The organism is Aeromonas sp. HMWF017 (assembly GCF_003061465.1).
In the GTDB taxonomy this organism is placed as follows: Bacteria; Pseudomonadota; Gammaproteobacteria; order Enterobacterales; family Aeromonadaceae; genus Aeromonas; species Aeromonas veronii.
The window spans coordinates 20,004-46,828 of the sequence record NZ_QAJD01000147.1 but is presented as its reverse complement, the minus strand read 5'-3'; the positions used below and the strand labels follow the sequence as shown (position 1 = coordinate 46,828).

Below are 26,825 nucleotides of genomic sequence, written 5' to 3'. Positions count from 1 at the left end.
CCTCCAGCACGCTCAACAGATAGATGGTGCCCGCCAACATAAAGGCGTGAAAGTCGAAGGAGAAACCGTACTTGAACGGGATCGGCACCGTAATAAGCGGCAGGTTCTCAAGGGCGGAAAAATCCACCATGCCGAGCATCAGGGCCACCGCATAACCCACCATCAGACCGATGGCAATGCCGCTCATCCGCAGCAGCGGACTTCGGCTGCAGTTGAAGGCGACGATAACGCAGAGCACCAAAAGCCCCAGCCCGATGTGCTCGTATTTGCCAAAGGTGCCGCTGCTCATGGCGGAGAAGCCGCCGCCAAAGTCGATGATCCCCACCTTGATAAGGCTCAGACCAATCATCAACACCACTACCCCACTCACGGTCGGAGTGATCACCCGCTTGAGGTAGGGCAGCACAAAGGAGGAGGCCATCACCAGAAAGGCGCCGACAAAGGAGACCCCGAGCAGGGTCGAGACGATCAGCTCCTCATGGATGCCATCTTTTTTCATGGCGCCGCCCAGGGCGATCATCACGGTCACGAAGGAGAAGTTGACCGACTGGATGGAGAGCAGCCCCGAACCGATGGGGCCATAACGGTTCACCTGCAGCCAGGTGCCGATGCCGGAGGCGGTCATCGCCATGGAGACCAGGTAGGCGGTGGTCTCGGTGGAGAGGCCCAAGGCACCGCCGACAATCAACGCCGGGGTCACCATGGGAACAAAAATCGCCAGCAGATGGGTCACTGCACCCATCAGGGTTTGATAAAACGGGGGTTTGTCTTCCAGCTCGTAAATGAGATCCGAGTGCTTGCGTGTTGTTTTAGACATCGTGTTTGTCCCATCACACAGAATGTAGGCGGAGTACTCATTCCGCCGTCAGGCGCTGGGGGCGAGCTGGCGCCCGCCCCTCACCTTTTCTTTTGTTATGCCGACACTTTTTGCTCCAGCTTGCCCAGCTCGCGCAGGATCTGCTCCGGCGTGAAGTGCCACTTGCGCAGCCAGACACCGCAGGCGTCGTGGATGGCGGTGGCGATGGCAGGCGCGGCGCCGTTGACCCCGATCTCCGAGATGGATTTGGCGCCGTAAGGGCCGACCTTGTCGTCACTCGGTACCAGGAAGGCCCGGAAGTCGCGCGGAATATCGCCAATCTTGGGCGCGCCATAGCTCTTCAGATCCCGGGTGAGCGGAATGCCCTTGCCGTCATAGCAGATCTCCTCGGTCAGGGAGTGACCGATAGCCCGCATAGTCGCCCCGTAGATCTGGCCGAGCGCCAGCTCCGGGTTGATGGGGGTGCCGCAGTCGAGCAGGGCGTAGAACTTGTCGAGCCGGATCTCGCCGGTTCTGACGTTGACCGCCACCTCGGCGAAGTTGGCCCCGTACGGGAAGGCAAGCTCAGAGGTGATGTAGCTGGCGGTGCCCACCAGGATACCGAAGCCGGTACCGGTCTCGGCCTTGTGGGCCAGCTTGGCGAGGCTCACCTCCCCCAGCTTGCCGCGCACCACACCCGGGAACGCCAGCTCAACATCGGCTACCGGCTCGCCCAGCATGGCGGCGCCGTGGAACAGGATCTTCTCCTTGAGGTTCTCGGCCGCCTTCTTGGCCGCGTTGCCGGAGAAGCAGGTACCTGACGAGGCGTAAGCCCCCTTGTCGAACAGGGCGTGGTCGGTGTCACCGGAGATGACGTGCACATCCCCGAGCGGGCAGTGCAGCACTTCGGCAGTCAGCTTGGCCACCACGGTATCGAGGCCGGTACCGATATCGGCGCCACCGGAGTGGACGATAAAGGTGCCGTCCGATTCCAGCTTGACCATGCAGTTGGCCTGATCGATATCCGGGATCCCCGACTTTTGCATTATGATGGCGACGCCACGACCGATGCGCCAATCCCCGTCAGCGGGTTTGGGGCTATCCCAGGCAATAAGCTCGCGACCCTGCTTGAGGATGGGTTCGAGGGCGCAGCTGGCCGCATGGGGCACCGAGGTAGGCATCTTGCCCTCGCCGATGGCACCCAGCACCTTGAGGATGTCCCCTTCATGCACCCGGTTGTGCTCCACCATGTCGAGCTGATCGATGCCCAGTTTCTCTGCAAGTTCCGCAATGGCCATGGTCAGCGCGAAGTTGCCCTTGGGTGCGCCATAACCCTGATAGGCGCCAGTCGGACAGATGTTGCTGTAGTAGGTGTTGACGGTAAAGCGCACGTTGTCGCACGGATAGAGCGGCAGGGAGAGCGCCGGGCCGTTGCTCGGCACCGTCAATGAGTGGTTGCCGTAAGGGCCGGTGTTGGCGCGAAAATCCATCTCGATGGCGGTGATGGTGCCATCTTTTTTGGCCCCCACTTTCACCTTCACCTTGGCCACATGGCGGGAGGTGTTGCTGATGAACTCCTCTTCACGGGTGTAGCGGAAGGTGACGGGGCGGCCGGTGACCCTGGTCGCCCAGGCGCACACCTCTTCCAGCAGGATATCCTGCTTGGAGCCAAAGCCGCCCCCTACCCGCTCCTTGATCACATGCACCTGATGCTGCTTCATGCCGACAATGCGCGCCACCTGACGGCGCACGTGCCACGGCACCTGGGTAGAGGCGTGAATGACCAGACGATCCCCATCCATGTAGGTGAAGCAGATGTGCGGCTCGGTCGGGCACTGCTGGGCCTGGGTCGATTCGTAGGTGCGCTCGACTATCTCGTCCGCCTCGGCAAAGCCTTTTGCCACGTCACCGATCTGGCCATGGACGCTGGCGGCCAGGTTCTCGTGCGGGCGGGAACCGATGGGGAAGTTGATGATCATGTGCTCGTCACCACGGCGCACCGAGCAGGCGTTCTGCTGCTCGAGATCCGCCGGTGCCCCGGCCATATAGACGATGGGCTCGTCGTGCACCAGCGGTGCATTGGGGGCCATCGCCTCGTCAATGCTCATGACCGCTGGCAGCACCTGATACTCGACCTCGATGAGTTTCAGCGCGGCCAATGCGATGGCTTCGCTCTCGGCCACCACGGCGGCCACCCGGTCACCTACGTGACGCAGCTTGCGGCCAAACATGCGGCGATCGAGCGGTGACGGCTCGGGTGCGCTCTGGCCACCCGGGGTGTAGTAGATATCCGGGCAGTTGAGGTGGGTGATGACGTGCACCACCCCCGGCATGGCTTCGGCGCGGCTCACATCAAGTTTGGTGATCACCGCATGGGGATGGGGGCTGCGCAGCATCTTGATGACCAGCGCATCCTCGGTGACTCGATCCTCCACATAACAGGGCTTGGCCTGCACCATCTTGGCGGCGTCCACTTTCGGGCAGCTCTTGCCGATATGGCGCAGGTCGTCGCGAAACTCGGGGGCAATCTGGCACAGGTAATCGGGATCCTTCATCCGTGAACTGGCAAGCTCGATAGCCTGATAGAACTGCTGGTAGCCGCCGTCCCGGTGAAAGAGGCCCGAGAGCGCGTCGTCGATTTGATCACGGGTGGGTTCGGGATGGCGATCAAGCAGGTCGGTGACGATGAGCGCCGCAGCCGGATCGTTGTAGCCCGACTGCACCACGCCCACATCTACCATGGCCTGCTGCACCAGACTGAGCTGGTTCCAGCTGCCCAGCGACTCGGCGGTGCGCACCTCTGATCCATCCAGTTGGGCGGCGATCAGCAGGGAGGCGTTGATCACCTTGCCGTTGAAGAGAATGGCGTCGGAGCCGGCAAAGCCAAAGCCGTCGTCGCTGTTACGCACCGAGTGCATCCGGCACTGGTTGAACAGCACCCGCTGGGCATTCTCGCCAGCCGGGGTGATAACGGTGCGCAAGGCACCGTTCAGTGTGAAGTTGAGTTCCATCATGCCTGTACCTCCTGCTGCTGGCACTCGACCAGCAGATCCGCCACCACTACCCCGCTGATATAGCGCTTGTAGGTCACGCTGCCGCCGAGATCTTCGCGCGGTGCAACCAGCTCGCTCACTGCCGCCTCCAGCGCGGCATCGTGCAGATCGCGGCGCTCCAGATCCCGCAGACGCATCGGCTGCGGCGTAACGCCAGCCACGGCGACCCGCATCTCGCCAATGCTGTCGAGGGCCACGGCGGCAGTCATCACCGCCAGGCCGTCGGCGTTGCGGTTGATGCGGCGAGTCGCGCAGCGCAGTTCAGGCTCCGGCAGCACCACCCCCAACACCAGCTCCTTGCGCTGGCCCGCCAGATAGGTATCGATGGGTTGCAGCTGGTTGCTCTCCAGCACCACCACGGCTTCGAGCACCAACAGTACCGGCAGCAGCGGGGAGTCCTGCTGCTGGCAGGCAATTTCGCCGCCGAGGGTGGCCTGATTGCGCAGATGGCGGGAGTAGACAAACCCCAGCGCCTCGCACAGGGCGGCCGGAGTACGGGGATCCTCTTTCAAGGCTTGCAGGGTAACGGTGGCGCCGATGTGGAGTTGACCGTGCTGCTGTTCAATCTGGTCAAGCCCGAGCTTGTCCAGCGAGATGGCGACCTTCTTGTCGGTACGGGTCGGGGCGGCGTTGAGCTTGCTGCCGCCCCCCATATAGACGGCGTCGTTGCCGAAGCGGGCCTTGAGTTCCAAAGCCTGACCCAGTTGCTCGGGTCGGAAGAATTGCTCAATCATGTGTCGTCCTTACTCTTGCTGCCCGCCGCCGGGAAAATCCACAGGGCGGGCAATCCGGTCCAAAAGTGCAGAGGGTGGCCTTAGGCCAGCTGATCCATCCGTTGCCACAGGCGGCTCGCCACCTTGCTGGCCTGCTGATAAATGGGCTCGACGTCAAAGGCGAACTCGCGATCCTGATAGACCATGCGCCCCTCTACCATCACGCTGTTGACCGAGGATGAGCCCATACCGAAGGCGAGATGGCCGCCGAGGTTGCGCGGCGCCAGCGGGGTCGGTGCGGCGTAATCGCAGATGGTGAGATCGGCCTTGTAACCCGGCTCCAGGCGGCCAAATTTGGCGCCGAAGTTGCGCTCCAGCAGGGTGTTGCCGTTCCAGAGGAACCGGGCAAAGCTGTCAGGCCAGAGCGCGCCACCGGCATCCTTGTGCTTGAAGTAGGCGAACTTGAGCTCTTCGAGCATGTCGGAGCCGATGCCGTCGGTGCCAAGCGCCAGATTGCGAAACTGTGGCAGGTGCATGTTGTAGCCCACGTGGTTGTTCATGTTGGAGCGGGCGTTGTGCACCAGGAAGGCATCGCGGCTGTTGAGCAGCTCGATGTCAGCCGGGCTCAGGTAGATGCCGTGGGCGATCAGGGCCTTGCTGTCGATAAGGCCAAACTCGTCCAGCCGGGCGATGGGCTCCTTGCCATAGTGGTGGTGGCCGTGAGCCATGTCGTAGCGATCTTCCGCCACATGGATATGCAGACCGCGACCGGTCACCTGCACCGCTTCGCGCAGCATGGCCAGCCCTTCGTCCGGTACCGTAAAGGGGGCGTGGGCGCCGATATGCGCCTCCACCAGATAGGGTTCGCTCCCCTTGGCTTTGGCGGCATCAATGGCTTGCGCGAACAGGATGTTCTCCTCCACCCCGGCCTGCAACTCGGCAAGGCCGCCGTTGCGATCCGTGGTCTCGAAGCAGGTCATGCCGCGCAGACCTGCCTCCACAAACCCTTTGCGCAGCACGTTGAGGGAGCCCTTGATGAAGTTGGGCGACGCGTGGTGGTCGATCACCGCGCTGCAGCCGCTCTTGATCGCTTCCAGCGAGCAGATGAGACCGCTGTAGTAGAGGGACTCTTCATCGAGCGCCCGATCGAGCCGCCACCAGAGGTTTTTCAGGGTGGAGATAAAGTCCGGGCAAGGGGCGATATTGGCCATGATCCCCCGCGACAGACCGGAGTAGAAGTGGTTGTGGGCACAGACGATGCCCGGCATCACCAGCTTGCCCCCCATCTCCCGATAGTTGGCCTCCGGGTAGAGGGCCCGCAGATTGGGCCCCACCGCTTTGATAAGCGATCCTTCGATGGCGATATCCACCCCTTCCAGCACCCGGGTCGGCTCCAGCTGGACGGCGGTGACGTTCTTCAGAATAAACATGGTTTGCTCCTTCGCTTATTCGTGGTTCGCTCAGGCCTCGACGGCCCCCAGCAGGTAGTGGTGATGAGCATGGACATGGCTGATGATCCGGCACATGTCGCCAAGGGCTGCTGGCGCGTCCTTGATCCGGCTCTGGGCGTCTATGGTCAGGCAATAGGTCTCGCCATCCTGACGCACCCGCAGTTCGCCACCGTCAGCCAGATAGAAACCGGGGTTGCGGCTGTTGTCGAAGTCCTCGGGCAGGCTGAAGATGGTGACCTTGTCCTGATAGGGCTTGCCCTGCCACGGGCAGAACTGGGCGCAGTTGCCACATTCGTTGCAGTAGGCATCCAGGTGCAGGGTCTGGAACTGGTCTTTGAAGCCCGGCACCGCAATGGCGACGTTGGCCCGGTTGGGGCAGACATCCACGCACTTGCTGCAGAGGTAGTTGCACTCGAGGCAACGGTGCGCCTCTTGCGCCACGAAGGCATCGCGCTCGCTCTTGTCAACCAGGGTGACGGCGATGCTCCCCTTGCGGCGGTAGATCTCGTCCTTGCCCGACGGCTGGATTGAGACCTCGGACTGACTGCCAGCGATATGCTCGCGAGAGAGCACCAGATCTGCGGCACGGCGGGCACCACCTATGGCACCGACGATGGAGGACGGGCCGCTCTGCACGTCACCGATGAGGAAGACGTTGCGACGGCTGGTTTCGCCAGTCTGGCTATCCACCTCGGGCCAGCCATCGCTGCCAAGAGGAATGCCCATGGCTTTGAGCACCTCGCAGTCAGGCTGCTCGCCGATAGCGGTGATCAGGGCATCCATCTGCATCACTTCGGTCTGCTCGGTGGGCACCGGACGGCGGCGGCCCTGCTCGTCAGGATCCCCCAGCGCCATCATCCGCACGGTCAGCTTGCCATCTTTGTCAAAACGCTCCGGATTGGTGAGGAAGCAAAAACGCACCCCATCCTCCACCGCTTCCAGATACTCCTCGCGATAAGCGGGCATCTCTTTTTCGCTGCGACGGTAGATAACGGTCACATCGCTGACACCGGGCACCTTGAGGGCGGCGCGGGCACAGTCCATGGCGGTGTTGCCGGCACCGATCACAGCGACATGGCGGCCCAGCGGCAGCGGTTTGCCCTGATTGAAGCTGCGCAGGAAGTGGAAGGATTTGTAAATCCGATCATGCCCCCCTTCGAGGCGCATGCCACCGTTCTTGTCGGCGCCAATGCCGACGAAGACATAGGTAAAGCCCTGGGCGTGCAGCTTGTCGACGGTGAGCGCCGGATCGCAGCCAAACTCGAACTTGACCCCGTGGGCGGCAACAAAGTCGATGTCATGCTGGATAAGCTCGGCCGGAATGCGGAACTCGGGGATGATGTGCTTGACCACGCCACCGGCATCCGCTTCGCGCTCGAACACGGTGACCGGGTGACCGGCGCGGGCCAGGAAGTAACCGGCGGAGAGACCGGCCGGGCCTGCGCCAATGACAGCCACCGGATGCTTGTCACCACTGCCTGCCGGTTTGTGCCAGCGGGCCTTGTACCCTTCCCAGCCGCGCTCCAGCGCCACTTTTTTCAGCTCGCGGATATTGAGCGCACTGTCGTAGTCGAGACGGGTGCAGTTGTACTGGCACTGGTGATCGCAGATGTGGCTGGTGATGGCAGGCAAGGCGTTGCGCTGATAAATCAGCTCAAGGGCTGCCACATACTCCCCCTCGCCCATCAGGCGAATGTACTCGGGGATATCCTGATGCACGGCGCAGGCGGTGACGCAGGGCGCCACGTAGCAGTCGGTCAGCGGCAGGCCGCCCCCCACTTCGATGCGATCCTCGGACTTCCACTCCTTCTGGGTGTAATCCATGGTGAGCGCCTTGGCGGCAAGCGCTTCCAGCTTGGCCACGTCCACCTGACTCATGCCCCAGCTGCCCGATACATCTATCTCTTTGAGGCACTCGATCTGGCGCAGGTAGCCGCCTGGTTTCAGCAGGTCGGTGGCCATGGTGATGGGACGGATACCGGTCTCGAAGATCTCGGCGATGTTGAACTTGCTGGCACCGCCCGAGTAGGAGATGGGCAGCTTGCCATCGAAGGCGCGAGACAGCACGGCCGCCACGTTGATGGAGAGCGGGAACAGCGCCCGGCCGGACATGTACATCTCATCCCCCGGCAGCGCCCCCTTGCGGTTGATGGTGCCAAGGGTATTGGTGAGCTTGACCCCGAAGGTGAGCCCCTTCTCGGCCCCCAGCGCCATCAAGCGGGTCAACATCGCCTTGGCCTGATCCAGCTTGAGGTCGTGGTCGAACGACTCTTCGCTCAGACCAATGTAATCAAAGCCGCAGGTATCGAGGATCTCGCGCACCCGCGAGTAGCCGAGCAGGGTCGGGTTGAGTTTGACGAAGGTGTTGAGCCCCTTCTCTTCCAGCATGTAGCGGCAGATGGCCTCAATCTCGTTCGGTGGGCAGCCGTGCATGGTAGAGAGGGTAACGCCGTGCACCAGATTGGCCGGGATACGCTCCACCAGCTGTTGCAGGCGATCGCGGCGCCCCCCCAGTCCCAGCTCGGCGATAAACTGCTCGTCGGCCACGAGGTCACGTACCACCTGCTGGTACTCGGCAAATTTCGGACTGCTGCTGGCATCCATCAGGCTGTGGATAAACTGCTGCATCGGTGGCTGTTTGATGCCGTCAAGGTTGTAACCCACGCTCATGTTGAAGATGAAGGACTTGGCCTCTCCGTCGAGGCGCGGGTCGAACACCTCCTCCAGCAGGTAGAGGGCAAACCAAGCTTTCAGATACTCGTCAAACGCCTTGGGCAGGGTGAACTCGGTAGACCACTCGGTGTTGAAGCACTCGTCTTCAGCATCGATGCAGGGCTTTTCCAGTTCGAGACGGTCCAGGATCTGCACCGTCTTGAGCTCGATAAAGCGTCCGCCGGTCAGCCAGGAGGTGACGATGTTCTGGGCCAGCTGGGTATGGGGGCCGGCTGCCGGGCCAATGGGGGTCTCGCAGGTTTCACCGAATACCTTGATCTTGCGCTCGTCCTGCTTGCGATAAAATTGTGCGGCGGGAATACCGAAAATAGTCTGACTCGCTTTATATTCCGCAAAAATACGGGTCAGAAGGTTCTTGAAGGGAACGGGTCGCATAATATCGCCCATGGCTATCTCCTTGCAGCTGTTCTGCGCATTGGCAGTATGAATAAATGGGATATCCCGCACGGGCATTACCCCTTGGCAAGGAGAGGAGCAACTATCAGGCCACTCCATCGGCAAAACTATTTTTTAGGGTAAAAGCGTGAGATGGCTCGAATTAATGAAGGCTGTTTGGCATGTCGCCATTATGATTGATGAGAGTGGTTATCACTCACTTGAGATTTTATTCAAGGCAATGCCAGAGAAAAAAGAGAAGTATCAAATCGGCAGCGATAAATATCACTTTGATAGGGTGAAAATCATCCAGCATTATCGCAAGCAAACCCCGGCCAATATGGCCGGGGCTGGCTTACCAGTCACTGCCATATAAAAGGCAGTCGTCGCTATTTCGGTTTATCCAAAGGCTGCGAGATGACTCGGCGTTATACCCCCTCTGGCTGCCATTGCACACAGAGGGGCTTGGGCCCCAACGATACGACTCAGCCCTGCTCGGTCGTAAGCTCGTCGGCAGAACGCCGCTCCAGTTCGCCACGGATCAGCGCCTGATAGCGCTCGGGGGTATCGATATCAAAGAGGATGGCAGGACTCTCGACCGGTATGGAGCGATGGGGGCGTTGCAGCAACCAGCGGCGCACCGAACCCTGTGCCGGTGCGCCAGCCAGCTCCCTAGCGAAGGATTTCGGCAGCAAAACCGGGTGGCCCGCCTCCCCCTCAAAGCTCGGGAACAGGGCGAGCTCTCCGCGCGCCTGCCACAACTGTTGATAGACCTCGCGCGGGATACAGGGCAGATCCCCGTGGCTGATAAAGAGGTAGTCAGCATCGCTGGCCGCCAGGGCTGAGCGGATGGAACTGCCCAACCCCTGTTCATAGTCAGGGTTGTGGACGATGAGGATGTCGGGGCGATGCACATAACAGGCAGCGAGCTCGGCCCCGCGATGGCCCACGACCAAAATAATCCGGGAACAGAAGGCTATGGCATTTTTGAGACTTGCATCAAGAATTGTCCCGGAGCCATAAGGTAGCATCATTTTCCATGCCCCCATGCGGGATGACAAACCTGCTGCGGTAATTATACAGTCACACTGTTCACGCCCCCGAGCCTGCACCTTTTCATTCACCTCGCTATTTATTTCGGTCATTGCCATGTCCTTGCCACACTCTGTTATTCACGCGTTTCCGGATATTGATTCGCTTTTAAATCCACTGCTTGAAAATAGTGACAACCATACCACGCTAATTAGCCTTTGTGGTGCTGGCGGAAAAACCAGCACCCTGTTCTGGCTGGCGGAATATTTTTATAAACGGGGTAAAAGGGTGCTAATTACCACCACCACCCGGATGTTTCTGCCAGCCCCATCACACTATCGGGAATTGATTATCGAGACGGATCCCGTTCGTCAACTTACCCGCTGTCAGGCCCTGCCGGATGGCCCGACCCTGGTTGCCCTGTTCAGCCATCTCGACGAGCGCACCGGCAAGGTTGCAGGGCCGGATCTGCGCCAAATCGACCTGCTCAAAGGACAGCAGCGCTTCGATCTTATCCTGGTCGAGGCGGATGGCGCCCATCACAAGTTATTGAAAGTGCCCGCTTTGCACGAACCTTGCATTCCCCAGAGCAGTGATTGGGTGATCGCCCTGACGGGCGGCGCCATGGTGGGGGCCAAGGCCGACCCGCAGCAGATCCACCGCTGGGCAGAGCTTCAGGCCCTGTGCGGGATAGAGGCCGGTGACCCCCTCGACTGGGTTCTGTTTCACCAGCTGCTCTCCCACCCCGAGGGGCTGTTCAAGGGCACCCCGGCCAGGGCGCGCCGGATCTGGTTTATCAATGGGGATTATCAAAATGAGGCGTCGTGGCTGGCTGAATTGATAAAGCTGCATAGCCGCCACCCCGAGATCTATGCCATCTGGCAGGGGGCGGTTCGCGAGCCACAGCCCATTCGCCACGCACTCGGTTACTTCGCTCAGGATGAGGCACAGCCGCCTCGCCCATGATGGTTTAAGGATAAGAAGAGGTACCTTATGAATCTGTTTGCACACGCAGCCCGACTGGAACAGGAGAACACGCCGTTTGCCATGGCCCAGATCATCGAGAGCCGTGGCTCCACCCCCCGCCATCAGGCCCAGATGCTGGTGATGGCCGATGGCCGGATCCTCGGCACCATCGGCGGCGGCATGATCGAGCGGCTGGTGATCGAGGAAGCAATGGCCGCCATTGCCGAGCGCAAGCCGCGTATCTTCCACGGCCGGATGGCCCGCAACGGCGAGCATGCGGTAGGGTCGGACTGTGGCGGCGCCATGTCGGTCTATATCGATGTCTATGGCCTGCGCACCCGGCTGGTGCTCATTGGTGCCGGTCACGTCAACCGGGCTGTGGCCCATGCCGCCGCGCCACTGGGTTTTGATATCCATGTGGGCGACTGTTTTGAAGGGAGCCTCAACCCCGATCACTTCCCCGCCGGCACCCATCTCAAACAGGCCGATACCATCAGCGCTGTGATTGAGGCGCTGGCCATCGAGCCCGCCAACTTCGTCATCATCGCAACCAACCATCAGGACAAGGAGGCGCTGGAGCGGCTCATCAACCGCCCCCTCGCCTATTTGGGGCTGCTCGCCAGCAAGCGCAAGGTGCAGACCTTCACCCAGGCCCTGCGCCAACAAGGGGTGAGTCAGGAGCAACTGCAGCGTTTGCACGCCCCCATCGGCTACAACATCGGAGCCGAAACCCCCGAGGAGATCGCCATCAGCATCCTCGCCGAGCTGCTGCAGGTGAAAAACGGCAAATCGGGTGGCCTAATGCAGGACGATGTGCGCCTCAAGCGGGATCAACTGGTGGTGATGCGCGGCTCCGGCGATATCGCCACTGGCGTCGCGCTGCGGCTGCACAATGCGGGCTTCAAGGTGGTGATGCTGGATCTCGACAAGCCCACGGTGATCCGCCGCACCGTCGCCTTCGCTCAAGGGATGTTTGATGGTGAAACCAGCGTCGAAGGGGTGCGCGCCAAGCGGGTCGAGAGCGTCGAGCAGGCGTTCGAGCAGCTGGATCGGGGCATCATTCCGCTACTGGTTGACCCCGACTGCGCCACCCTCACCGAGCTCAAGCCCCGCTATCTGGTGGATGCCATCCTCGCCAAGCAGAACCTCGGCACCCACAAGGAGATGGCCCCCATCACGGTCGCCCTCGGCCCGGGATTTGAGGCGGGACGCGACTGCGATGCGGTGATCGAAACCAACCGCGGTCACCATCTGGGGCGGGTCATCTATCAGGGCCCCGCCCAGCCCAATACCGGCATTCCCGGGGTGATCGAGGGGCACTCCGCCCGCCGGGTGGTGCGCGCCCCCGCCCCCGGCGTGATGAAGAGCCTGATCAAGCTCGGTGATCTCGTACAGGAGGGGGATGTGATCGCCCATGTGGGGGACGCTCCCATTATCGCGCCGCTCTCGGGCATGGTGCGGGGGCTGCTCAGCGATGGCATCGAAGTGCCTATCGGCTTCAAGATTGGCGATATCGACCCGCGTGGCGAGCGCGCCGATGCCACAACCGTCTCTGACAAGGCACGCGCCATCGGCGGCGCCGTATTGGAAGCCATGATGCATCTGGCCCAGCGCCGATAACGGCTCTTCGCGTCCCCCTCACCAAGCAAAAGCCCCACCATGATGGTGGGGCTTTTTTCCGCCTGTCGGTTGATGCAGCTCCTTTACATCAGGGGAACCTGCATCACGACCGGGTTCGTTGCAATCGCCAGGCTCGCACCGCCAGCACAACCAGAGTGATGGCGGTGAGCGGCAATACAAAACCGGTTAGTGCTGCGCTGAACTGACCTTGCAGCGGACTGGATGTAGCGTGGAGGATCAGCCAGCAGGTGTAGCCGATGTAGTAGGCCAGAAACAGCGCCCCTTCCCAGCGGGCGATGGTGTAACCGGTAAAGAAGATGGGCAGGCAGGCAAGCGCCACCGCAATCATTACCGGAATATCGAACTGAAGGGCGGTGGCCGACACTTCAAGCCCACCGGGAGTGACGATGGAGGTGAGCCCCAGCACGCAGAGGATATTGAAGATATTGCTGCCCACCACGTTCCCCACAGCGATATCCCGCTCCCCGCGCAGGGCTGCGACGATGGAGGTCACCACTTCGGGCAAGGAGGTACCGGCCGCTACTATGGTCAAGCCGATGATCAGATCGCTCACCCCGAAGTAGTGGGCAATCTCCACCGCACTGCTGACCAGCAAACGGGAGCCCAGGATCAACATCCCCAATCCCGCCACGATAAAGAGCAGGTTGCGGGGCAAGCTGTGGGGTGTCTCGGGCTCTTTTTGGCCAAACTCCTGCTCATATTCCGCCTGTACCACTTTGGTTTCACGGCGGCTCTGCACAAACAGAAACGCGGTGTAAGCAACTATGCCGGCAAACAGCAAGGCACCTTCGAAGAAGGAGATCCGGCCATCCCAACCAAACAGCAGCACCAGCAGCGAGATGGCGATCATCAGCGGCACATCGAAGCGCACCAGTTGCTGGGAGACCACCAGCGGCACGATCAGGGCCGAGATACCGAGAATAAACAGCACGTTGAAGATATTGCTGCCGACCACGTTACCCACGGCGATCCCCGCCTGCCCCTCGAGGCCCGACTGGATACTCACCGCCAGTTCAGGGGCACTGGTCCCAAAAGCCACTATGGTCAATCCCACCACTAACGGGGAGATGCCCATCATGGTGGCAAGGCGCGCCGCCCCCTGCACCAGATACTCAGCCCCCATCACCAGACAAACCAGCCCCACGGCCAACCACACCAACGTCATCATACGGTTTCATCCTTGCCGTTACGTTTGTTGAAATAATCACAATGAATCAAATACCTGCGCGTCAACACAGCTATGTAACGCCATTGTAACGAGGGGCTGGTCCCCTGTCGCGGGCTCTTTTGAGTGCCATTTATCGTGCCACTGGCAGCCCAGTCACCACTCAACCGTGCTTGATACGGGTTTCCCCCGCCACCAACACCACGGAACGCTTGCCCTTGCGACTGATCACCAACAATGCCAGCACGATAAGGGCGATGCCGCTCCCCTCCACCGGCCTCGGATTTTCACCAAGCAGCCACCAGGAGAGCAGCACGCCGCTCACCGGCACCGCCAGGGTACTGAGGCTGGCGATCCCGGCAGGCAGCTTTTTCAATACAAACAGCCAGAGGCTCCAGGCCAGCGCCGTGGCGAAGATGGCGCTGTAGGCGAGCGCACCAAACACATAGGGCTGCCAGTCGATGGGTCGCTCCGGCACCAGCGCCGCCACCACGGCCATCACCATGGTGGCGTAGATCATCTGCCAGGTGGTGAGGGACATCAGATCCACCGCGGGATGGCTGGCATACATCCGCTTGGCGATGATGGCGCTAATCCCCCAGCAGATGCCGGAGGCAATGCCCAGCAGCGCACTCTTCATGGAATCCAGATGCAGCTGCCAGGGCTCGATCACCAGCAGCAGCCCGCAGGCCGCCACCCCGACCGCCAGATAGTGGAGCTTGCGCATCCGCTCGCCGAGAAAGAGCGCTGCGAAGATCACCACCCAGAACGGCATGGTGTAGCTCAGAATGGCCACCTTGCCCGCCCCGCCGCTGATCAAAGCCCACTGGGCCAACCCCACCATGCCGCAGGTCTGGAACAGGGCAATGGCGAGGGTATAGCGAAACGGGGTGGGTTTGAGATAACGGCGCCCGCGCAGCGCCAATACCAGCAGCAGAACCAGAGATCCGCACAGGCAGCGCAGGGCGGTGAACTCGAAGGCCCCCGCGTAGAGCATCACCTGCTTCATCACGATCCAGCTGTAACTCCAGATGGCGGTGAGCAGAACAAGCCCCCCCAGCGCCGCCATATTGATCTTTCCGCTCATTTGCTTGTTACTCACCTCTTGTCACTCATTGCGCCGGGTCTGCTCTCGGCGTCTTGCCCGCGCTTGAAGGCGGCCATCTTACGCCGCTCATCCTCCGCTGACCATGACTGCCCCAAAATGAACAAGGGGGCCGACGGCCCCCGCGATCACACTCAACCCGAGCTGGAACGCCTAGCGGCAGATAAGGGTTCCCGTCTTGCCGGCAATGCCGTCGGCGGCCTTCTCCAGCAAGGTGATCAGGGATTTACGCCCCGGCATGGAGGTCGCGAACGAGAGCGCCGCCTCCACCTTGGGCAGCATGGAACCCTTGGCAAACTGCCCCTGTGCAATAAAGCTGTTGGCATCGGCGACGCTCAGCTGATCGAGCCACTGCACATCGGGCTTGCCGAAGTTGATGGCGACTTTCTCTACTGCGGTAAGGATGATCAGCATGTCGGCGTCAATGAGCTCCGCCAGCTTGGCACTGGCCCAATCCTTGTCGATCACCGCGCTGGCTCCGCGCAGGTGATTGCCCTCGCGCAGCACCGGGATGCCGCCGCCACCGACGGTGATCACCACCTGACCGGCGGCCAGCATCGCTGAGACGGTCTCTTTCTCGATGATATCGACGGGTTTGGGAGATGCCACCACCCGGCGATAGCCACGGCCGGCATCCTCTTTAAGCCGCTCGCCCTTGGCCATCAATGCTTCGGCCTCCTCCTTGCTGAAGAAACCGCCGATGGGTTTGCTTGGGTCGAGGAAGGCGGGATCGTTTTTATCCACCTCAACCTGGGTCACCAGGGTAGCGACCGACTTGTGAATACCACGCGCCAGCAAGGCCTCGCGCAGAGCGTTTTGCAGGTCATAACCGATATAACCCTGACTCAGGGCCACGCAGACCGACATGGGCAGATGGGGCGCTTTAGGGTCGTGGCGGGCCGCCACCTCGAACGCCTGCTGGATCATCCCTACCTGCGGGCCGTTGCCGTGGGTCACCACCACTTCATGCCCCTGAGCGATCAGATCGGCAATGGTGCCTGCAGTGCTCTGCACCGCCTTCATCTGCTCGGGCAGGTTGTTGCCCAGCGCGTTGCCACCAAGGGCCAGTACGATTCTCTGTTTCATCTTGTTATCTCCAGTGATGGGACAAGCCGGCGCGATACCGGCCCACCTTTCGTTGTTCACATAAGCTTGCTGATTTGCGAGTTTCGAACGAATTGTCAGCCTGCCACCAAGGGGCAAGGCGAGTGCAGCTCCGGCGCCAACGCCGGATCAAAGGGCGCTCTGGCCAAAAACCGGCCATGACCACGCCGCCCCAGAAACTCGCCATCGCGAGCGACTATCTCGCCGCGACTGAGGGTCATCCTGATCTGGCCCGGGCAGCGCATCCCCTCGTAGGGGCTGTAGTCGCCGTTGTCATGCAGCAGTGGGTGAGAAATCAGGGTGTCACCGCGGGGATCCATGATCACCAGATCAGCGTCAGACCCCGCTTGCAGGTTGCCCTTGCGCGGCCAGAGGCCAAACAGGCGCGCCGGGTTGGCGCTGGTGAGTGCCACGAAGCGCGACGGCGAGATGCGCCCGCCCAATACCCCGTGGGCAAACAGCAGCAGCATCCGGTTTTCGACCCCGGGCAAGCCGTTGGGGCAGCGGCTGAAATCGCCGCCCGAGAGGGTCATGCGCTGGGCGTGGGAGAAGTTGCAGTGATCGGTCGCCACCGTGTCGATGTCGCCCGCAGCGATACCGACCCACAGCTTGTCCTGCTCGCGGCGTGAGCGCAGCGGCGGGCTCAGCAGATAGTCGACCCCGTTCTCCTTGTAATAACACTGCTCATCGAGCAGCAAATATTGCGGGCAGGTCTCCACCCAGACCGGCAGCCCCTGACGACGCGCCAGTTTCAGATACTCCAGCCCCAAGCCGTTGGAGAGGTGGACGATATAGAGTGGCGCATTGCCAGCGAGCCCCGCCAGATTGATCATCCGGGCCACCGCCTCGGCTTCGCACTCCAGCGGGCGGCTTTGCGGGTGATACCAAGGCTCATGATGGCCTGCGGCCAATAGGGCAGCCCGGCGCGCCGCGATGGCGGCATCGTTCTCGGGGTGGACGGTGGCAAGCGCCCCCACCTCCTTGAGGCGGGCCAGGGCGCGCAGCACGTCGTGATCCCCCAGCTTGTACTGGTAGGTGAGATAGAGCTTGAAGCTGCTGATCCCCTCCTCCTGCACCATGGCGGCCATCTCGTGGAGGATGGCGTCATCCACATGCTGGATCACGCCGTGAAAGCTGTAGTCGATCACCGCCTGATCGGCGGCATAGTCGTGATAGCGGGCCAGCTGGTGATGCAGATTGCACCCCGCCGGGCCAAATCCCATGTGATCGACGATGGTGGTGGTGCCACCACAGGCGGCGGCACGGGTACCGCTGAAAAAGTCATCGCAACTGCGGGCAATCCCCACGTCGATGTTGAAGTGGGTATGGACGTCGATGCCGCCCGGCATCACATAGCAGCCGCTGGCATCGATCACGTCGGTCTCGCCATCGGGCTGGATAGCGGCGGCTCGCGCGCGGATCACCCCGTTCTCGATCAGCAGATCCTGACGATATTCCCCCTGTGCATCGACCAGCACACCGTTTTTGATCAGCCGTTTCATCCCCACCACCTCGAACATCACTTCAAACAGCAAAGCCCCGCCTCAATGGAGACGGGGCACTTGCAACAGACGGGCGGTGATGAGAGTCACCGCCCGGCGGCCCCCTTACTTGTCCAGCTCGGCCAGATAGAGCATGGGGATCACGGCGTACATGGCGGCGCACTTGACCAGATGCTCTTTCCAGGTCTTCTCGTTCGGGGCGTGGGCCTCCGGCTCTTTACCCGGGCCAAAACCGATCACCGGAATACCGTGGCGACCCATGATGGAGACCCCGTTGGTCGAGAAGGTCCACTTGTCCACCACCGGCTCCTTGTTGAACAGCTCACGATAAGCCTTGGAGAGGGTTTTGACGGTGAAGTGATCCTCTTCCACCTTCCAGGTCGGGAAGTAGCACTCGGTCGGATAGACCAGACCGGTATAGGCCGGACGGTCGTACTGGTACATGGAGACCTCGGCACCGGCGGCTTGCACCGCAGGCAGGGCGCGGATCTCGTCGAGCGCCCCTTGCCAGGTTTCGCCCCAGGTGAGGCGGCGGTCGATGGAGACGGCGCAGCTGTCTGCCACGGCGCAGCGGCTTGGAGAGGTGAAGAAGATCTCGGAGACGGTCAGGGTGCCCTTGCCGAGGAAGTCGTCATTGCCGAGGTTGTGGCTCAGCTCCTGCAGCTCGCCAAGGATGGGGCCCATCTTGAAGATGGCGTTGTCACCGCGCTCCGGTGCGGAGCCGTGGCAGCTGACCCCCTGCACATCGATGCGGATCTCCATGCGGCCACGCTGGCCACGGTAGATCTGGCAGTCGGTGGGTTCGGTACTGACCACGAACTCGGGGCGGATCTTGCTCTGCTCGATGATGTACTGCCAGCAGAGGCCATCGCAATCCTCCTCCTGCACGGTACCGGTCACCAGCAGGGTGTACTGATCTTCCAGCCCGAGATCCTTGATGATCTTGCCCGCATAGACCATGGAGGCCATGCCCCCTTCCTGATCGGATGCGCCGCGACCACCGATGATCTCGTGATCTTCCATCCCCTCATAGGGGTCGAACTTCCAGTTGGCCATGTTGCCGACGCCCACGGTATCGATGTGGGCATCCATGGCGATCAGGTGCGGGCCGTGGCCGATATAGCCCAGCACGTTGCCCATGGGGTCGATCTCGACCTTGTCAAAGCCAACCTTCTCCATCTCCTGCTTGATGCGCAGCACGACGCGCTCTTCATCGCAGCTCTCGCTCGGGATGGCGATCATGTCGCGCAGGAACTGACTCATCTCGGCCTTGTACTGGTAGGCCTTCTCCAACACCATTTCAAACGGAATTTGCTTGCTCATTGTGATTCTCCATAACAACTGAGAGTGCGCGGCCTGTTCGTCGGCAGCGCCCTGTGCCCGTTACCGCGCCCCGTTGGCGAGGCGCGATCAGTTCTTTGATTCGTGGTTGCTTACTAGCAGCCGGAATTACTCGCAGGCGGGGTGTTTGCCTTCCCACACCACTTCGCGGTAGTGCTTCACATCGGTATCCCCTTCGGTGTTGATGATCAACACCACGGAGTCGCGATCCAGCCCCAGCCGGGCCATCAGCGCCTCGCGATCCGGGTGGTGACGCACTGCCGCCAGCACGCCGGTACCGACCGAGCCGGATTCACCGGAGATGATGCGAGGGTCATTGCCAAGGGGATTGCCAAGCACTCTCATGCCCAATGCCGACACCTTGTCGTGACAGGAGATGAACTGGGTGGTGCAGCTTCTGAGCAGCGGCCAGCCGAGCGGATTGGGTTCACCGCAGGCGAGACCGGCCATGATGGTGCGCATGTCGCCCCCCACGTTGACCATCTCCCCCGCCACGCCGGAGCGGTAGATACAGTCGGCCTGATCCGGTTCGACCACGATGCTGTGCAGATTTTTCGCACCAAAGCAGTCCACCAGATAGCCGAGCACACCGCCTGCCAGCGCCCCGACCCCGGCTTGCAGCAGCACGTGAGTCGGTTGCTTGATACCCATATCCTGCATCTGCTCGACCGCTTCGTCGGCCAGGGTGGAGTAACCCTGCATGATCCAGGTCGGGATCTTGGTGTAGCCTTCCCAGGCGGTATCCTGCACGATGTGCCAACCGCGCTCTTCAGCCATCTTCATGGTGAGGCGGACGGTATCGTCGTAGTTCATGTCGGTGACGATGCACTCGGCACCCAGATTCAGAATGTGATCCACCCGCTCCTGCGCGGAGCCCTTGGGCATGTAGACCACCGCATGCTGACCCACCTGCTTGGCCGCCCAGGCGACACCGCGGCCATGGTTGCCATCGGTAGTGGTGGCGAAGGTCATCGGCTCCTTGATGGTGCGTTTGATGAGATCGAAGGAGAAATCTTCGATGGCCACCCCGTATTTTTCACAGAGCAGGTTGGCGATGGCATAAACGCCACCCAGCATCTTGAAGGCATTGAGGCCAAAGCGCTTTGACTCATCCTTGACCAATATATTTTTCACCCCGATATAGGCGGCCAGATCTTTCAGGTCGCACAATGGGGTCGGCTCATAACCGGCCAGTTTTTTATGAAAAGCGCGAGCCTTTTGTGCTTCAACACGGGAAAACAGCGGAGATGACTCGGCGGTAAAAAAGCGGTTATCGGCAATATCCATCTTCAGCGAAAATTGGGACATGCTTACCTCACTAGGCGTTACCTGACAAAGAGCTGCCTCGCCGGGAGATCCGTTATTCAGATACCACGGGGAGAAAACTCGAAATAATATGTTCGACAGCGTGGGCAGGATGAATATTCACCCTGCCCTGCCGTTATTTATTTCACCCGCTTTTGCGCCTCTTTAATCAGATTCTCCAGGGTTTCTGCCGGGGCGGAGAATTTACGGGCCATGATCATGGCGGCGATAATATAGGGCTTCCAGCTCGCCTCTTTGTAGGTGGCGATACGGTATTTCTCGAATACCCCTTCGGTCACTTCGCCCTCTTTGCAGGAGACACCGGAAATATCGGCCGGCAGGCAGTGCATATAGAGCGCTTCGCCACCCTTGGTAAGCTTCATCATCTCCTCGGTGCAGTGCCAATCCTTGTGCTTGGCGTTCTGCTCCAGGCAATGTTTCTCCAGCTCCTTGAGGCCGGCGTGGTCATTGGCACGCAGTAACTCGGTGCGCTGCTCCATCACCTTGTAGGGGGCCCAGGACTTGGGATAGACGATATCTGCATCCTTGAACGCCTCTTCCATGGAGGTGACCTGACGGAAGCTGCCACCGGAGGCCTTGGCATTCTCCTTGGCCACTTCGATCACATCCGGGATCAGGTCATACCCCTCCGGGTGGGCCAGGGTCACGTCCATACCGAAACGGGTCATCAAGCCGATGATGCCCTGGGGCACGGAGAGCGGCTTGCCGTAGCTCGGGGAGTAAGCCCAGGTCATGGCAATCTTCTTGCCCTTGAGGCTCTCCAGACTGCCGAAGTGCTCCTGCAACCAGGCAAGATCAGCCATGGACTGGGTCGGGTGATCAATGTCGCACTGCAGGTTGACCAGCGCCGGACGCTGGGGCAGCACTCCCTTCTCGAACCCTTCATCCAGTGCCGCGCCCACTTCGCGCATATAGGCGTTACCGGCACCGAGGAACATGTCGTCACGGATGCCGATAGCATCGGCGCAAAACGAGATCATGTTGGCGGTTTCTCGGACGGTTTCACCGTGGGCAATCTGGGATTTACCTTCATCCAGATCCTGCTGGGCCAGACCGAGCAGGTTCAATGCAGAGGCATAAGAGAAGCGGGTTCGGGTGGAGTTATCGCGGAAAACCGAGATACCGAGCCCGCTATTAAACAGTTTGGTAGAGATATTTTCGGCGCGCAGGGTCTTGAGGGATTCGGCCAGTTTCAATACCAGCTCCAGCTCCTGAGGCGTTTGCTCCCAGGTCAGCAGAAAATCTTTTTCATGCAGGTTGGATTTGAGTGCTCTGATCTCTTTGATTAATTCGTTAACTGCTTTCATCGTTCGCCCCAATCATTGGATGAGATATGGATAGCTCCCCTTTCACTCACGATGTCACCAGCATCCCGGTTGTGGGTGAGCTCATCGGTTAGCGTCGATGTAAGGCAATCAATAAGCGTGCCAAACTACAAAAATGCAGGAAGATATTAATAAATGGCGAAAGTGTGTGATGCAGAACACAAAAGTGGCGGCTATTTCAGCGATTTATTCCATAAAAAGGTGAGCGGATCAGCCAAGCCATAAAATAGCCGAGTGATAATAATCAGAGGCAATATCCCTGCGTCGGTGAGAATTATCATCAAAGGTCAGTTTCAGGGGCTGAAATGATATAACCTCGCTGGCCGTTATCATTATGATAATGCCACTTTTGGATTTAACTGCCCGCGATGGCCAATGGCCAGCACTGCCAGCGCGCAGCCAGGATCAACACCTCCTGTTCCAGCTAAGCTCCCTTCGTCACCAGTTCATCGAGCCAGGGAACGCCTGCCAGCGTGCCATGACCATCGCCCTGATCGACCTGCTTCGTCACACGCCAGGGCACCTTGCCACTGTCACTCGCAAAGGTGCGTACCGGACGGGTGTAGTGATCCAGATAAGGCCGCTGCTCACTGGGGAGCCAGAGCATGGCCGGACGCTGCAGCTCACGCGCCAGCTCGATGGCAATGTCGATACCCCGTTGATCGAGATCGCCAAAATGGGCCCACTGCACGCCCGCAGGCAACAGCGGGATCAGCCGTTTGGCCAGGGTGGTATTGCGACCGGGGGCAAAGAGCAGCAGTTGCCCGGGTTGCAGCGGGTAGTCGACGAAGGCCCCCTTGTTCTCCACCGTAATCACGCGCTCCCCCTGCCAATCGATGGCCGCCAGCGAGCCCAGAGCCCGCTCCGGCAACGCCAAGTCCCCCAGCAGGGCCATTACCACCGCCATATCGTGCTGCTGACCGTGTCGATCGACCAGTGAGAGCGGTTCGAGGGTACGGATGCGGATCACCTCATCCTGCGTGAGCGTCAAGTTCGCAAGCGGTGGAGCTGCAAGGGATGCTGACCGCGAATGCTTGCTGTCCCCATGCCAGAGTGCATAAAAGCAGGCCTGATTGAGCCGTGCAGGCAACTTCACGCCAAGGCTTCGCATCTGTTCACGCTTGTCCGGTGCTGGGGGCACCACCTTCGCCAGCTGGCTGGTGAGATAAACCCGACCCGCCTCGGTCAATATATGACGGGCACTGCGCCCAACTGACTCTACTCCGCCCACCGCCTGCAACAGCTCCTTCAACTCGCGGCCATGCCGGCTCTCAAGGGAACAACCCCTCTCGTTCTGGCTATCGAGCAACTTTGCACACAGTTCCTGTACCCGAACCTCGTCAAACAGCGACATCCTTATCCTCCCCTCAGCACGTCATGTGACGCAGTAGAGGTGATTTTCCCCGCCGTTACCGTGACCGGCTTCGCAAGGGTCTATCATCAGCCCCTTTTGATCTCGACTCACTTTCTCTGGCACTGGTAAACCCGTGCCAAACCGCGCAAGCTGGTTGATATGCCGCCCCCCAGGCGCCCCCTTTTCGATGGACTTCCACAAGGCGTTCCCATGACCGACACCACAGAAAAGTCCCCCTCCTCCTGGCATATCTCGGATATCCGCGAGCTGGCGCACCTGCTGACTCTGGCGCTGCCCGCCGCGGTAGAGATCACCGAAGCGGTACATCAGGCGGTACTGAGCGGTATGGGGCTCAAGGGACGAGATGAGGGAAAAACAGCCGGGATCACCGGACTGGTCTACAAGAGGGTACATGGCGCCGCCAACAACCTAAGCAGCGGCATCAACCATCTGCTCAGCCGCCTGCCAGCCACACCGCCGCCCCACCAGATCCCCGAACCCCCGAAACGCGCGGCCCTGATCGCCACGCTCAACGGCGTATTGGGGGACAAGCTGGTCGAACACCACAATGCTCTCGCCACCCCCATGACACTGCGTTATCAGGGCAAGCCCCTCGATTGGCAAGTGATGCCGCAGGATCTACCCCGCGAGGGACGGGTGCTGCTGATGATCCATGGCCTCTGCATGAACGATCTGCAGTGGCAAACCGAACATCAAGGCAAACCGGTCAATCACGGAGAGCAACTTGCCGCCGCGCTTGGCTATCAGCCTCTTTACCTGCGCTACAACTCGGGCCTGCCCATCGCACAAAACGGGCAGCAACTGGCCCTGTTGTTGGAGCAACTGCTCGCCCACTGGCCGGGAGAGCTCAAAGAGATAATGATAATGGGCTACAGCATGGGCGGACTGGTTGCCCGCAGCGCCTGCCACCATGCCGGCGTGGCCGGGCTCACCTGGCCTGCGCACCTTGCCAACCTGATATTTCTCGGCACACCACACCACGGCGCACCGCTCGAACATGCAGGTCACTGGCTGGAACAGTTGTTGCCTGCTACCGCCTACAGCGAACCCTTCGTCAGACTGGCGCGGCAGCGCAGTGCAGGCATCAAGGATCTGCGCCACGGCAAGGTGATCGAGACGCTCGCCGCACCCGACCCCGCAGTGCCCTTGCGCGATCCCCGCGTTCCACTCCCCTTGCCCGGTGGCGTCAACTGCTATGCCATCGCCGCGACCACCGCCGCCAAGCGCAGCCTGCTGGCCGACCGGCTGATTGGCGATGGACTGGTGCCGCTACGCAGCGCCCTCGGTCAGCACAACGAAGCACGCCATCAGCTGGCTTTTCTTCCTGCCCATACCCTGATTGTCTATCACACCAGCCATATGGCCCTGCTCGCCAGCCCGCAAGTGGGCCAGCAACTGCTGCGCTGGCTCAGCCCCTTGCAGCTATAACGCGCTGGCTATTAAAGCAACAGAGTGCTGGTTCACAAAGGAGCCCTGTGGCACTCTGGGACGTCAAAGGGAAGACCCATACTGACACCTGATGTGTCCCCACTGCAAAGGAGCGCCACCGATGGCCAAAGCAAGCAAGAAAGAGATCAAGAAGAAGATCGCCGCTCGTCTTGAGAAAATTGCCAAGCATGAAAGCAAGATCAAGAAGCTGAAGAAGGCCCTGAAGTAGGGCCGACCGCATAAGAAAAACCGCCAACAGGCGGTTTTTTCATCCCGATTTTCGCCCCTTTACCATCGTTTTGATACCAATGGCCTTGATGTAAACGCCTCAAGCGCACATCAGCAAAACAACCCGGCTGAAACCACGCACGTTCTCATCACCGCTATTTGGTCTAACAGCGCCAATCGGGCGCCGCGCGCGCCCATGCCAGCAACTACCTTCAACGGAGTGTTTGATATGAGCCAGCAGTGGAGCGCCATATGTACTCTTACACCCTCACCTTCAAGGAAGATGTCGATCGCCTGACCGCCACCGAGCAGGAAATCACCTTGCAGAGCCCCGCCCAGGCGGGGGATTTTATTATCCTCTCCGACGGCAGCCGCCATCAGGTGATGTTTGTCACCCACCGCGCCCACTTCAGCAGCCTCTATCTCGACAAAGGGGTCAGGGTGCCGCAAAGCTAGCGAAGCTCATCCCTCAGTTTGCGAAAGCAAAAGAGCGGCACTTGGCCGCTCCTTGATCTCTCTTTATGTGGATTTGCTGTCACAGCACCTTGATCACTGGTTGGTGCACTATCTCGGCGTCGTTTTTATAGACCACCAGCTCACCTGGTGGCACGCCTCGCTCACCGAGTACAGTAACGACGCACTCGTAGCGATAGGGGCCACTCGTGAAGAGATAGGTATGATTGCCCCCCGTCCCCTCCACCCTGACGGTGCCATTTTTCAGCACCAGATCCGGCTTGTCGGCGAGCGTCTTGCCCCTGGCCCAGGAGGCGTAGCGATAGTGGCCATCGTCCAGCTCGTCGATGCGGATGATAAATTTCTCGGTCTGCCACATCAGCGCGGGGCTCTTGTACTCCCGCACACTGGAATGCAGACCGCTCTTCTGCCTGGCGATAAGCTCGGCTTTCAATTTGGCGGCCTGCGCCGTCTGATGATTGATACCGATCACCTTGCCATCAAAATCCATCCAGACCTCGCCACTGCCCAGCATGATGCCGCGCCACCCCATGGTCTGCCAATCCTGCCCGACCCGGGAGGTTGCGATGCTTGTTAAAATGGCGTCATCAAATACCTCGTCAAAACGGGTCAGCATCTCCGCCGGGGTTTTGATGGCGGGAATGGGATACTCCTGCTTGAAGGGGTACTTCATCTGGTTGGCAAGGGCCTGATGATCCCGGGCTTCTGCCGCATCGACCAACTGCTGCACAAAGGGGCGATATTCAGCCGGCAGCTGCTCTTCGTCGGCTGATACGGGGAGTGCGACCCACAAGGTTCCCAGCAACAGCAGGGCCTTCAGCCCATAACGTCCCCGCACCTCATTGCTATTGCGGCCAAACAGTGCCCTGACATTCCATCTTGCCACTTTCATTCTGCCTGCTCTCCACATAACTAAAACGGCCAGCCACTATCCGCAGACATTAGCTGGCGGACTTCAGAGATTTTTTAACTCGTTTGAGTGCCATCTGCCGCTTGAGCGGTGACAGGTAATCAATGAACAAGTTGCCATCCAGATGATCAATTTCATGCTGCATGACAATGGCCAAAAAATCGCTGCTCTCGATGGTGATCGGATTGCCTTTTCGATCCAGAGCAGATACCACCACCGAGCTGTAACGCTCGACATCCGCGTAGTAATCCGGCACGGAGAGACAGCCCTCTTGTCCAAGCACCTTTTCAGTACCGCTTATCACTTGTGGATTAATCAAAACCAGCGGCTGATCCCTGCTCTCGGACAAGTCGATAATAACGACGGCCTCTTTACGCCCGACTTGAGTCGCGGCCAAACCAATCCCGTTTTCCGTCGCATACAGGGTCTCCAACATGTCATCGATCAGCCCCTGTACGGCAGCAATATCCTCAACCCGCTCTGCCTTGAGCCTCAACCTGGGATCGGGAGCCGTCAAAATATTCAAAATCGCCATCACAACTCTCCATTAACCACTTTTTTCAATCCGAGGTCACAGCCCAACGGCCGGGACATGGAGACAAAGGCCTGATCCTCTTCGACCACGTTGTAACCAAGGCGCTCATAAAACCGTATTGCCCCATGGTTCTCTGTGAAGCTGGACAAGGTGACCCGGCATTTCCCCTCACGCTCAGCCTCCTGATGAAGCCGTTCCATCACGGCAGCGCCAAGCTGCCGCCCCTGATACTGAGGGAAAATGATCA

The 26,825-nt window shown here is 60.2% G+C and carries 21 protein-coding genes and 1 pseudogene; 5 read left to right on the top strand and 17 right to left on the bottom strand.

Annotated features, from left to right (window positions below; all coding sequences use genetic code 11):
• The 5 genes from DBR30_RS15340 to ygfK form a co-directional block, all read right to left on the bottom strand.
• Positions 1–817 (bottom strand): uracil-xanthine permease family protein (locus DBR30_RS15340; protein ID WP_308813277.1); only part of this gene is annotated, 817 nt, incomplete at its 3' end.
• Positions 818–912: 95 nt separating this feature from the next.
• Positions 913–3,810, bottom strand: coding sequence for a molybdopterin-dependent oxidoreductase Mo/Fe-S-binding subunit (locus DBR30_RS15335; protein WP_219927574.1), 2,898 nt, complete (start codon positions 3,808–3,810; stop codon positions 913–915).
• On the bottom strand, positions 3,807–4,583 hold the full coding sequence (gene ygfM, locus DBR30_RS15330) for a molybdopterin-dependent oxidoreductase FAD-binding subunit (RefSeq protein ID WP_108542224.1): 777 nt from the start codon (positions 4,581–4,583) through the stop codon (positions 3,807–3,809). The genes DBR30_RS15335 and ygfM overlap by 4 nt, the downstream gene beginning before the upstream one ends.
• Before the next feature lie 80 nt (positions 4,584–4,663).
• The gene (gene ssnA, locus DBR30_RS15325) at positions 4,664–5,992 is read right to left on the bottom strand and encodes a putative aminohydrolase SsnA (protein ID WP_108542225.1); all 1,329 of its coding nucleotides are present in this window, start codon (positions 5,990–5,992) and stop codon (positions 4,664–4,666) included.
• A 30-nt stretch (positions 5,993–6,022) separates the two neighbouring features.
• Positions 6,023–9,133: a putative selenate reductase subunit YgfK gene (gene ygfK / locus DBR30_RS15320; protein WP_108542226.1), complete on the bottom strand. Its 3,111-nt coding sequence runs from the start codon at positions 9,131–9,133 to the stop codon at positions 6,023–6,025.
• 136 nt (positions 9,134–9,269) lie between these two features.
• Between ygfK and DBR30_RS15315 the strand changes: the two genes are divergently transcribed.
• Complete coding sequence (locus DBR30_RS15315; protein ID WP_146181121.1) at positions 9,270–9,497, top strand: hypothetical protein; 228 nt, start codon at positions 9,270–9,272, stop codon at positions 9,495–9,497.
• Positions 9,498–9,606: 109 nt separating this feature from the next.
• On the opposite strand, the gene mocA is transcribed toward DBR30_RS15315, so the two are convergent.
• The gene (gene mocA, locus DBR30_RS15310) at positions 9,607–10,266 is read right to left on the bottom strand and encodes a molybdenum cofactor cytidylyltransferase (protein ID WP_108542228.1); all 660 of its coding nucleotides are present in this window, start codon (positions 10,264–10,266) and stop codon (positions 9,607–9,609) included.
• A gap of 4 nt (positions 10,267–10,270) precedes the next feature.
• On the opposite strand from mocA, the gene yqeC reads away from it, so the two are divergent.
• Both yqeC and yqeB read left to right on the top strand, forming a co-directional pair.
• On the top strand, positions 10,271–11,119 hold the full coding sequence (gene yqeC / locus DBR30_RS15305; RefSeq protein ID WP_108542229.1) for a selenium cofactor biosynthesis protein YqeC: 849 nt from the start codon (positions 10,271–10,273) through the stop codon (positions 11,117–11,119).
• A 27-nt stretch (positions 11,120–11,146) separates the two neighbouring features.
• Positions 11,147–12,739, top strand: coding sequence for a selenium-dependent molybdenum cofactor biosynthesis protein YqeB (gene yqeB / locus DBR30_RS15300; RefSeq protein ID WP_108588418.1), 1,593 nt, complete (start codon positions 11,147–11,149; stop codon positions 12,737–12,739).
• Positions 12,740–12,842: 103 nt separating this feature from the next.
• On the opposite strand, the gene DBR30_RS15295 is transcribed toward yqeB, so the two are convergent.
• The 8 genes and pseudogenes from DBR30_RS15295 to DBR30_RS15260 all read right to left on the bottom strand — a co-directional run bounded on the left by DBR30_RS15295 (position 12,843) and on the right by DBR30_RS15260 (position 22,982).
• Positions 12,843–13,928 carry a calcium/sodium antiporter gene (locus DBR30_RS15295; RefSeq protein WP_108588417.1) on the bottom strand — a complete coding sequence of 362 codons (1,086 nt, stop codon included), beginning with the start codon at positions 13,926–13,928 and terminating at the stop codon, positions 12,843–12,845.
• Between the two features lie 160 nt (positions 13,929–14,088).
• Positions 14,089–15,012, bottom strand: a complete 924-nt coding sequence (locus DBR30_RS15290) for a DMT family transporter (RefSeq protein WP_108588416.1) — start codon at positions 15,010–15,012, stop codon at positions 14,089–14,091.
• A gap of 171 nt (positions 15,013–15,183) precedes the next feature.
• Positions 15,184–16,116, bottom strand: a complete 933-nt coding sequence (gene arcC, locus DBR30_RS15285; protein ID WP_108542247.1) for a carbamate kinase — start codon at positions 16,114–16,116, stop codon at positions 15,184–15,186.
• Positions 16,117–16,211: 95 nt separating this feature from the next.
• Positions 16,212–17,636 carry a dihydropyrimidinase gene (gene hydA, locus DBR30_RS15280; protein WP_108542248.1) on the bottom strand — a complete coding sequence of 475 codons (1,425 nt, stop codon included), beginning with the start codon at positions 17,634–17,636 and terminating at the stop codon, positions 16,212–16,214.
• A gap of 105 nt (positions 17,637–17,741) precedes the next feature.
• Positions 17,742–18,959, bottom strand: a complete 1,218-nt coding sequence (locus DBR30_RS15275; RefSeq protein ID WP_108542246.1) for a YgeY family selenium metabolism-linked hydrolase — start codon at positions 18,957–18,959, stop codon at positions 17,742–17,744.
• Between the two features lie 126 nt (positions 18,960–19,085).
• Complete coding sequence (gene dpaL / locus DBR30_RS15270; protein WP_108588415.1) at positions 19,086–20,285, bottom strand: diaminopropionate ammonia-lyase; 1,200 nt, start codon at positions 20,283–20,285, stop codon at positions 19,086–19,088.
• A 137-nt stretch (positions 20,286–20,422) separates the two neighbouring features.
• Complete coding sequence (gene ygeW / locus DBR30_RS15265) at positions 20,423–21,610, bottom strand: knotted carbamoyltransferase YgeW (protein WP_042062641.1); 1,188 nt, start codon at positions 21,608–21,610, stop codon at positions 20,423–20,425.
• 373 nt (positions 21,611–21,983) lie between these two features.
• Positions 21,984–22,982 (bottom strand): annotated as a pseudogene (locus DBR30_RS15260) (Wadjet anti-phage system protein JetD domain-containing protein).
• Between the two features lie 210 nt (positions 22,983–23,192).
• On the opposite strand from DBR30_RS15260, the gene DBR30_RS15255 reads away from it, so the two are divergent.
• On the top strand, positions 23,193–24,431 hold the full coding sequence (locus DBR30_RS15255; RefSeq protein ID WP_108541849.1) for an esterase/lipase family protein: 1,239 nt from the start codon (positions 23,193–23,195) through the stop codon (positions 24,429–24,431).
• Positions 24,432–24,911: 480 nt separating this feature from the next.
• Complete coding sequence (locus tag DBR30_RS15245; protein WP_108541848.1) at positions 24,912–25,115, top strand: hypothetical protein; 204 nt, start codon at positions 24,912–24,914, stop codon at positions 25,113–25,115.
• Positions 25,116–25,194: 79 nt separating this feature from the next.
• Here DBR30_RS15245 and DBR30_RS15240 read toward each other — a convergent pair whose 3' ends face one another.
• The 3 genes from DBR30_RS15240 to DBR30_RS22290 form a co-directional block, all read right to left on the bottom strand.
• On the bottom strand, positions 25,195–26,025 hold the full coding sequence (locus DBR30_RS15240) for a hypothetical protein (protein WP_108541847.1): 831 nt from the start codon (positions 26,023–26,025) through the stop codon (positions 25,195–25,197).
• A gap of 49 nt (positions 26,026–26,074) precedes the next feature.
• Positions 26,075–26,578 carry a peptide deformylase gene (def, locus tag DBR30_RS15235; RefSeq protein ID WP_033113258.1) on the bottom strand — a complete coding sequence of 168 codons (504 nt, stop codon included), beginning with the start codon at positions 26,576–26,578 and terminating at the stop codon, positions 26,075–26,077.
• Positions 26,578–26,825, bottom strand: a 248-nt coding sequence (locus DBR30_RS22290; protein ID WP_258224450.1) for a GNAT family N-acetyltransferase, incomplete at its 5' end; no start/stop codon positions are given. The genes def and DBR30_RS22290, both read right to left, overlap by 1 nt.

Coding starts and splice junctions, on each gene's coding strand:
- ygfM (WP_108542224.1), bottom strand. CDS start 4,583: ATGATTGAGCAATTCTTCCGACCCGAGCAACTGGGTCAGGCTTTGGAA.
- DBR30_RS15335 (WP_219927574.1), bottom strand. CDS start 3,810: ATGATGGAACTCAACTTCACACTGAACGGTGCCTTGCGCACCGTTATC.
- DBR30_RS15295 (WP_108588417.1), bottom strand. CDS start 13,928: ATGATGACGTTGGTGTGGTTGGCCGTGGGGCTGGTTTGTCTGGTGATG.
- arcC (WP_108542247.1), bottom strand. CDS start 16,116: ATGAAACAGAGAATCGTACTGGCCCTTGGTGGCAACGCGCTGGGCAAC.
- mocA (WP_108542228.1), bottom strand. CDS start 10,266: ATGACCGAAATAAATAGCGAGGTGAATGAAAAGGTGCAGGCTCGGGGG.
- DBR30_RS15255 (WP_108541849.1), top strand. CDS start 23,193: ATGACCGACACCACAGAAAAGTCCCCCTCCTCCTGGCATATCTCGGAT.
- dpaL (WP_108588415.1), bottom strand. CDS start 20,285: ATGTCCCAATTTTCGCTGAAGATGGATATTGCCGATAACCGCTTTTTT.
- DBR30_RS15245 (WP_108541848.1), top strand. CDS start 24,912: ATGTACTCTTACACCCTCACCTTCAAGGAAGATGTCGATCGCCTGACC.
- ygfK (WP_108542226.1), bottom strand. CDS start 9,133: ATGGGCGATATTATGCGACCCGTTCCCTTCAAGAACCTTCTGACCCGT.
- DBR30_RS15290 (WP_108588416.1), bottom strand. CDS start 15,012: ATGAGCGGAAAGATCAATATGGCGGCGCTGGGGGGGCTTGTTCTGCTC.
- hydA (WP_108542248.1), bottom strand. CDS start 17,636: ATGAAACGGCTGATCAAAAACGGTGTGCTGGTCGATGCACAGGGGGAA.
- ssnA (WP_108542225.1), bottom strand. CDS start 5,992: ATGTTTATTCTGAAGAACGTCACCGCCGTCCAGCTGGAGCCGACCCGG.
- DBR30_RS15240 (WP_108541847.1), bottom strand. CDS start 26,025: ATGAAAGTGGCAAGATGGAATGTCAGGGCACTGTTTGGCCGCAATAGC.
- DBR30_RS15275 (WP_108542246.1), bottom strand. CDS start 18,959: ATGAGCAAGCAAATTCCGTTTGAAATGGTGTTGGAGAAGGCCTACCAG.
- def (WP_033113258.1), bottom strand. CDS start 26,578: ATGGCGATTTTGAATATTTTGACGGCTCCCGATCCCAGGTTGAGGCTC.
- yqeC (WP_108542229.1), top strand. CDS start 10,271: ATGTCCTTGCCACACTCTGTTATTCACGCGTTTCCGGATATTGATTCG.
- yqeB (WP_108588418.1), top strand. CDS start 11,147: ATGAATCTGTTTGCACACGCAGCCCGACTGGAACAGGAGAACACGCCG.
- ygeW (WP_042062641.1), bottom strand. CDS start 21,610: ATGAAAGCAGTTAACGAATTAATCAAAGAGATCAGAGCACTCAAATCC.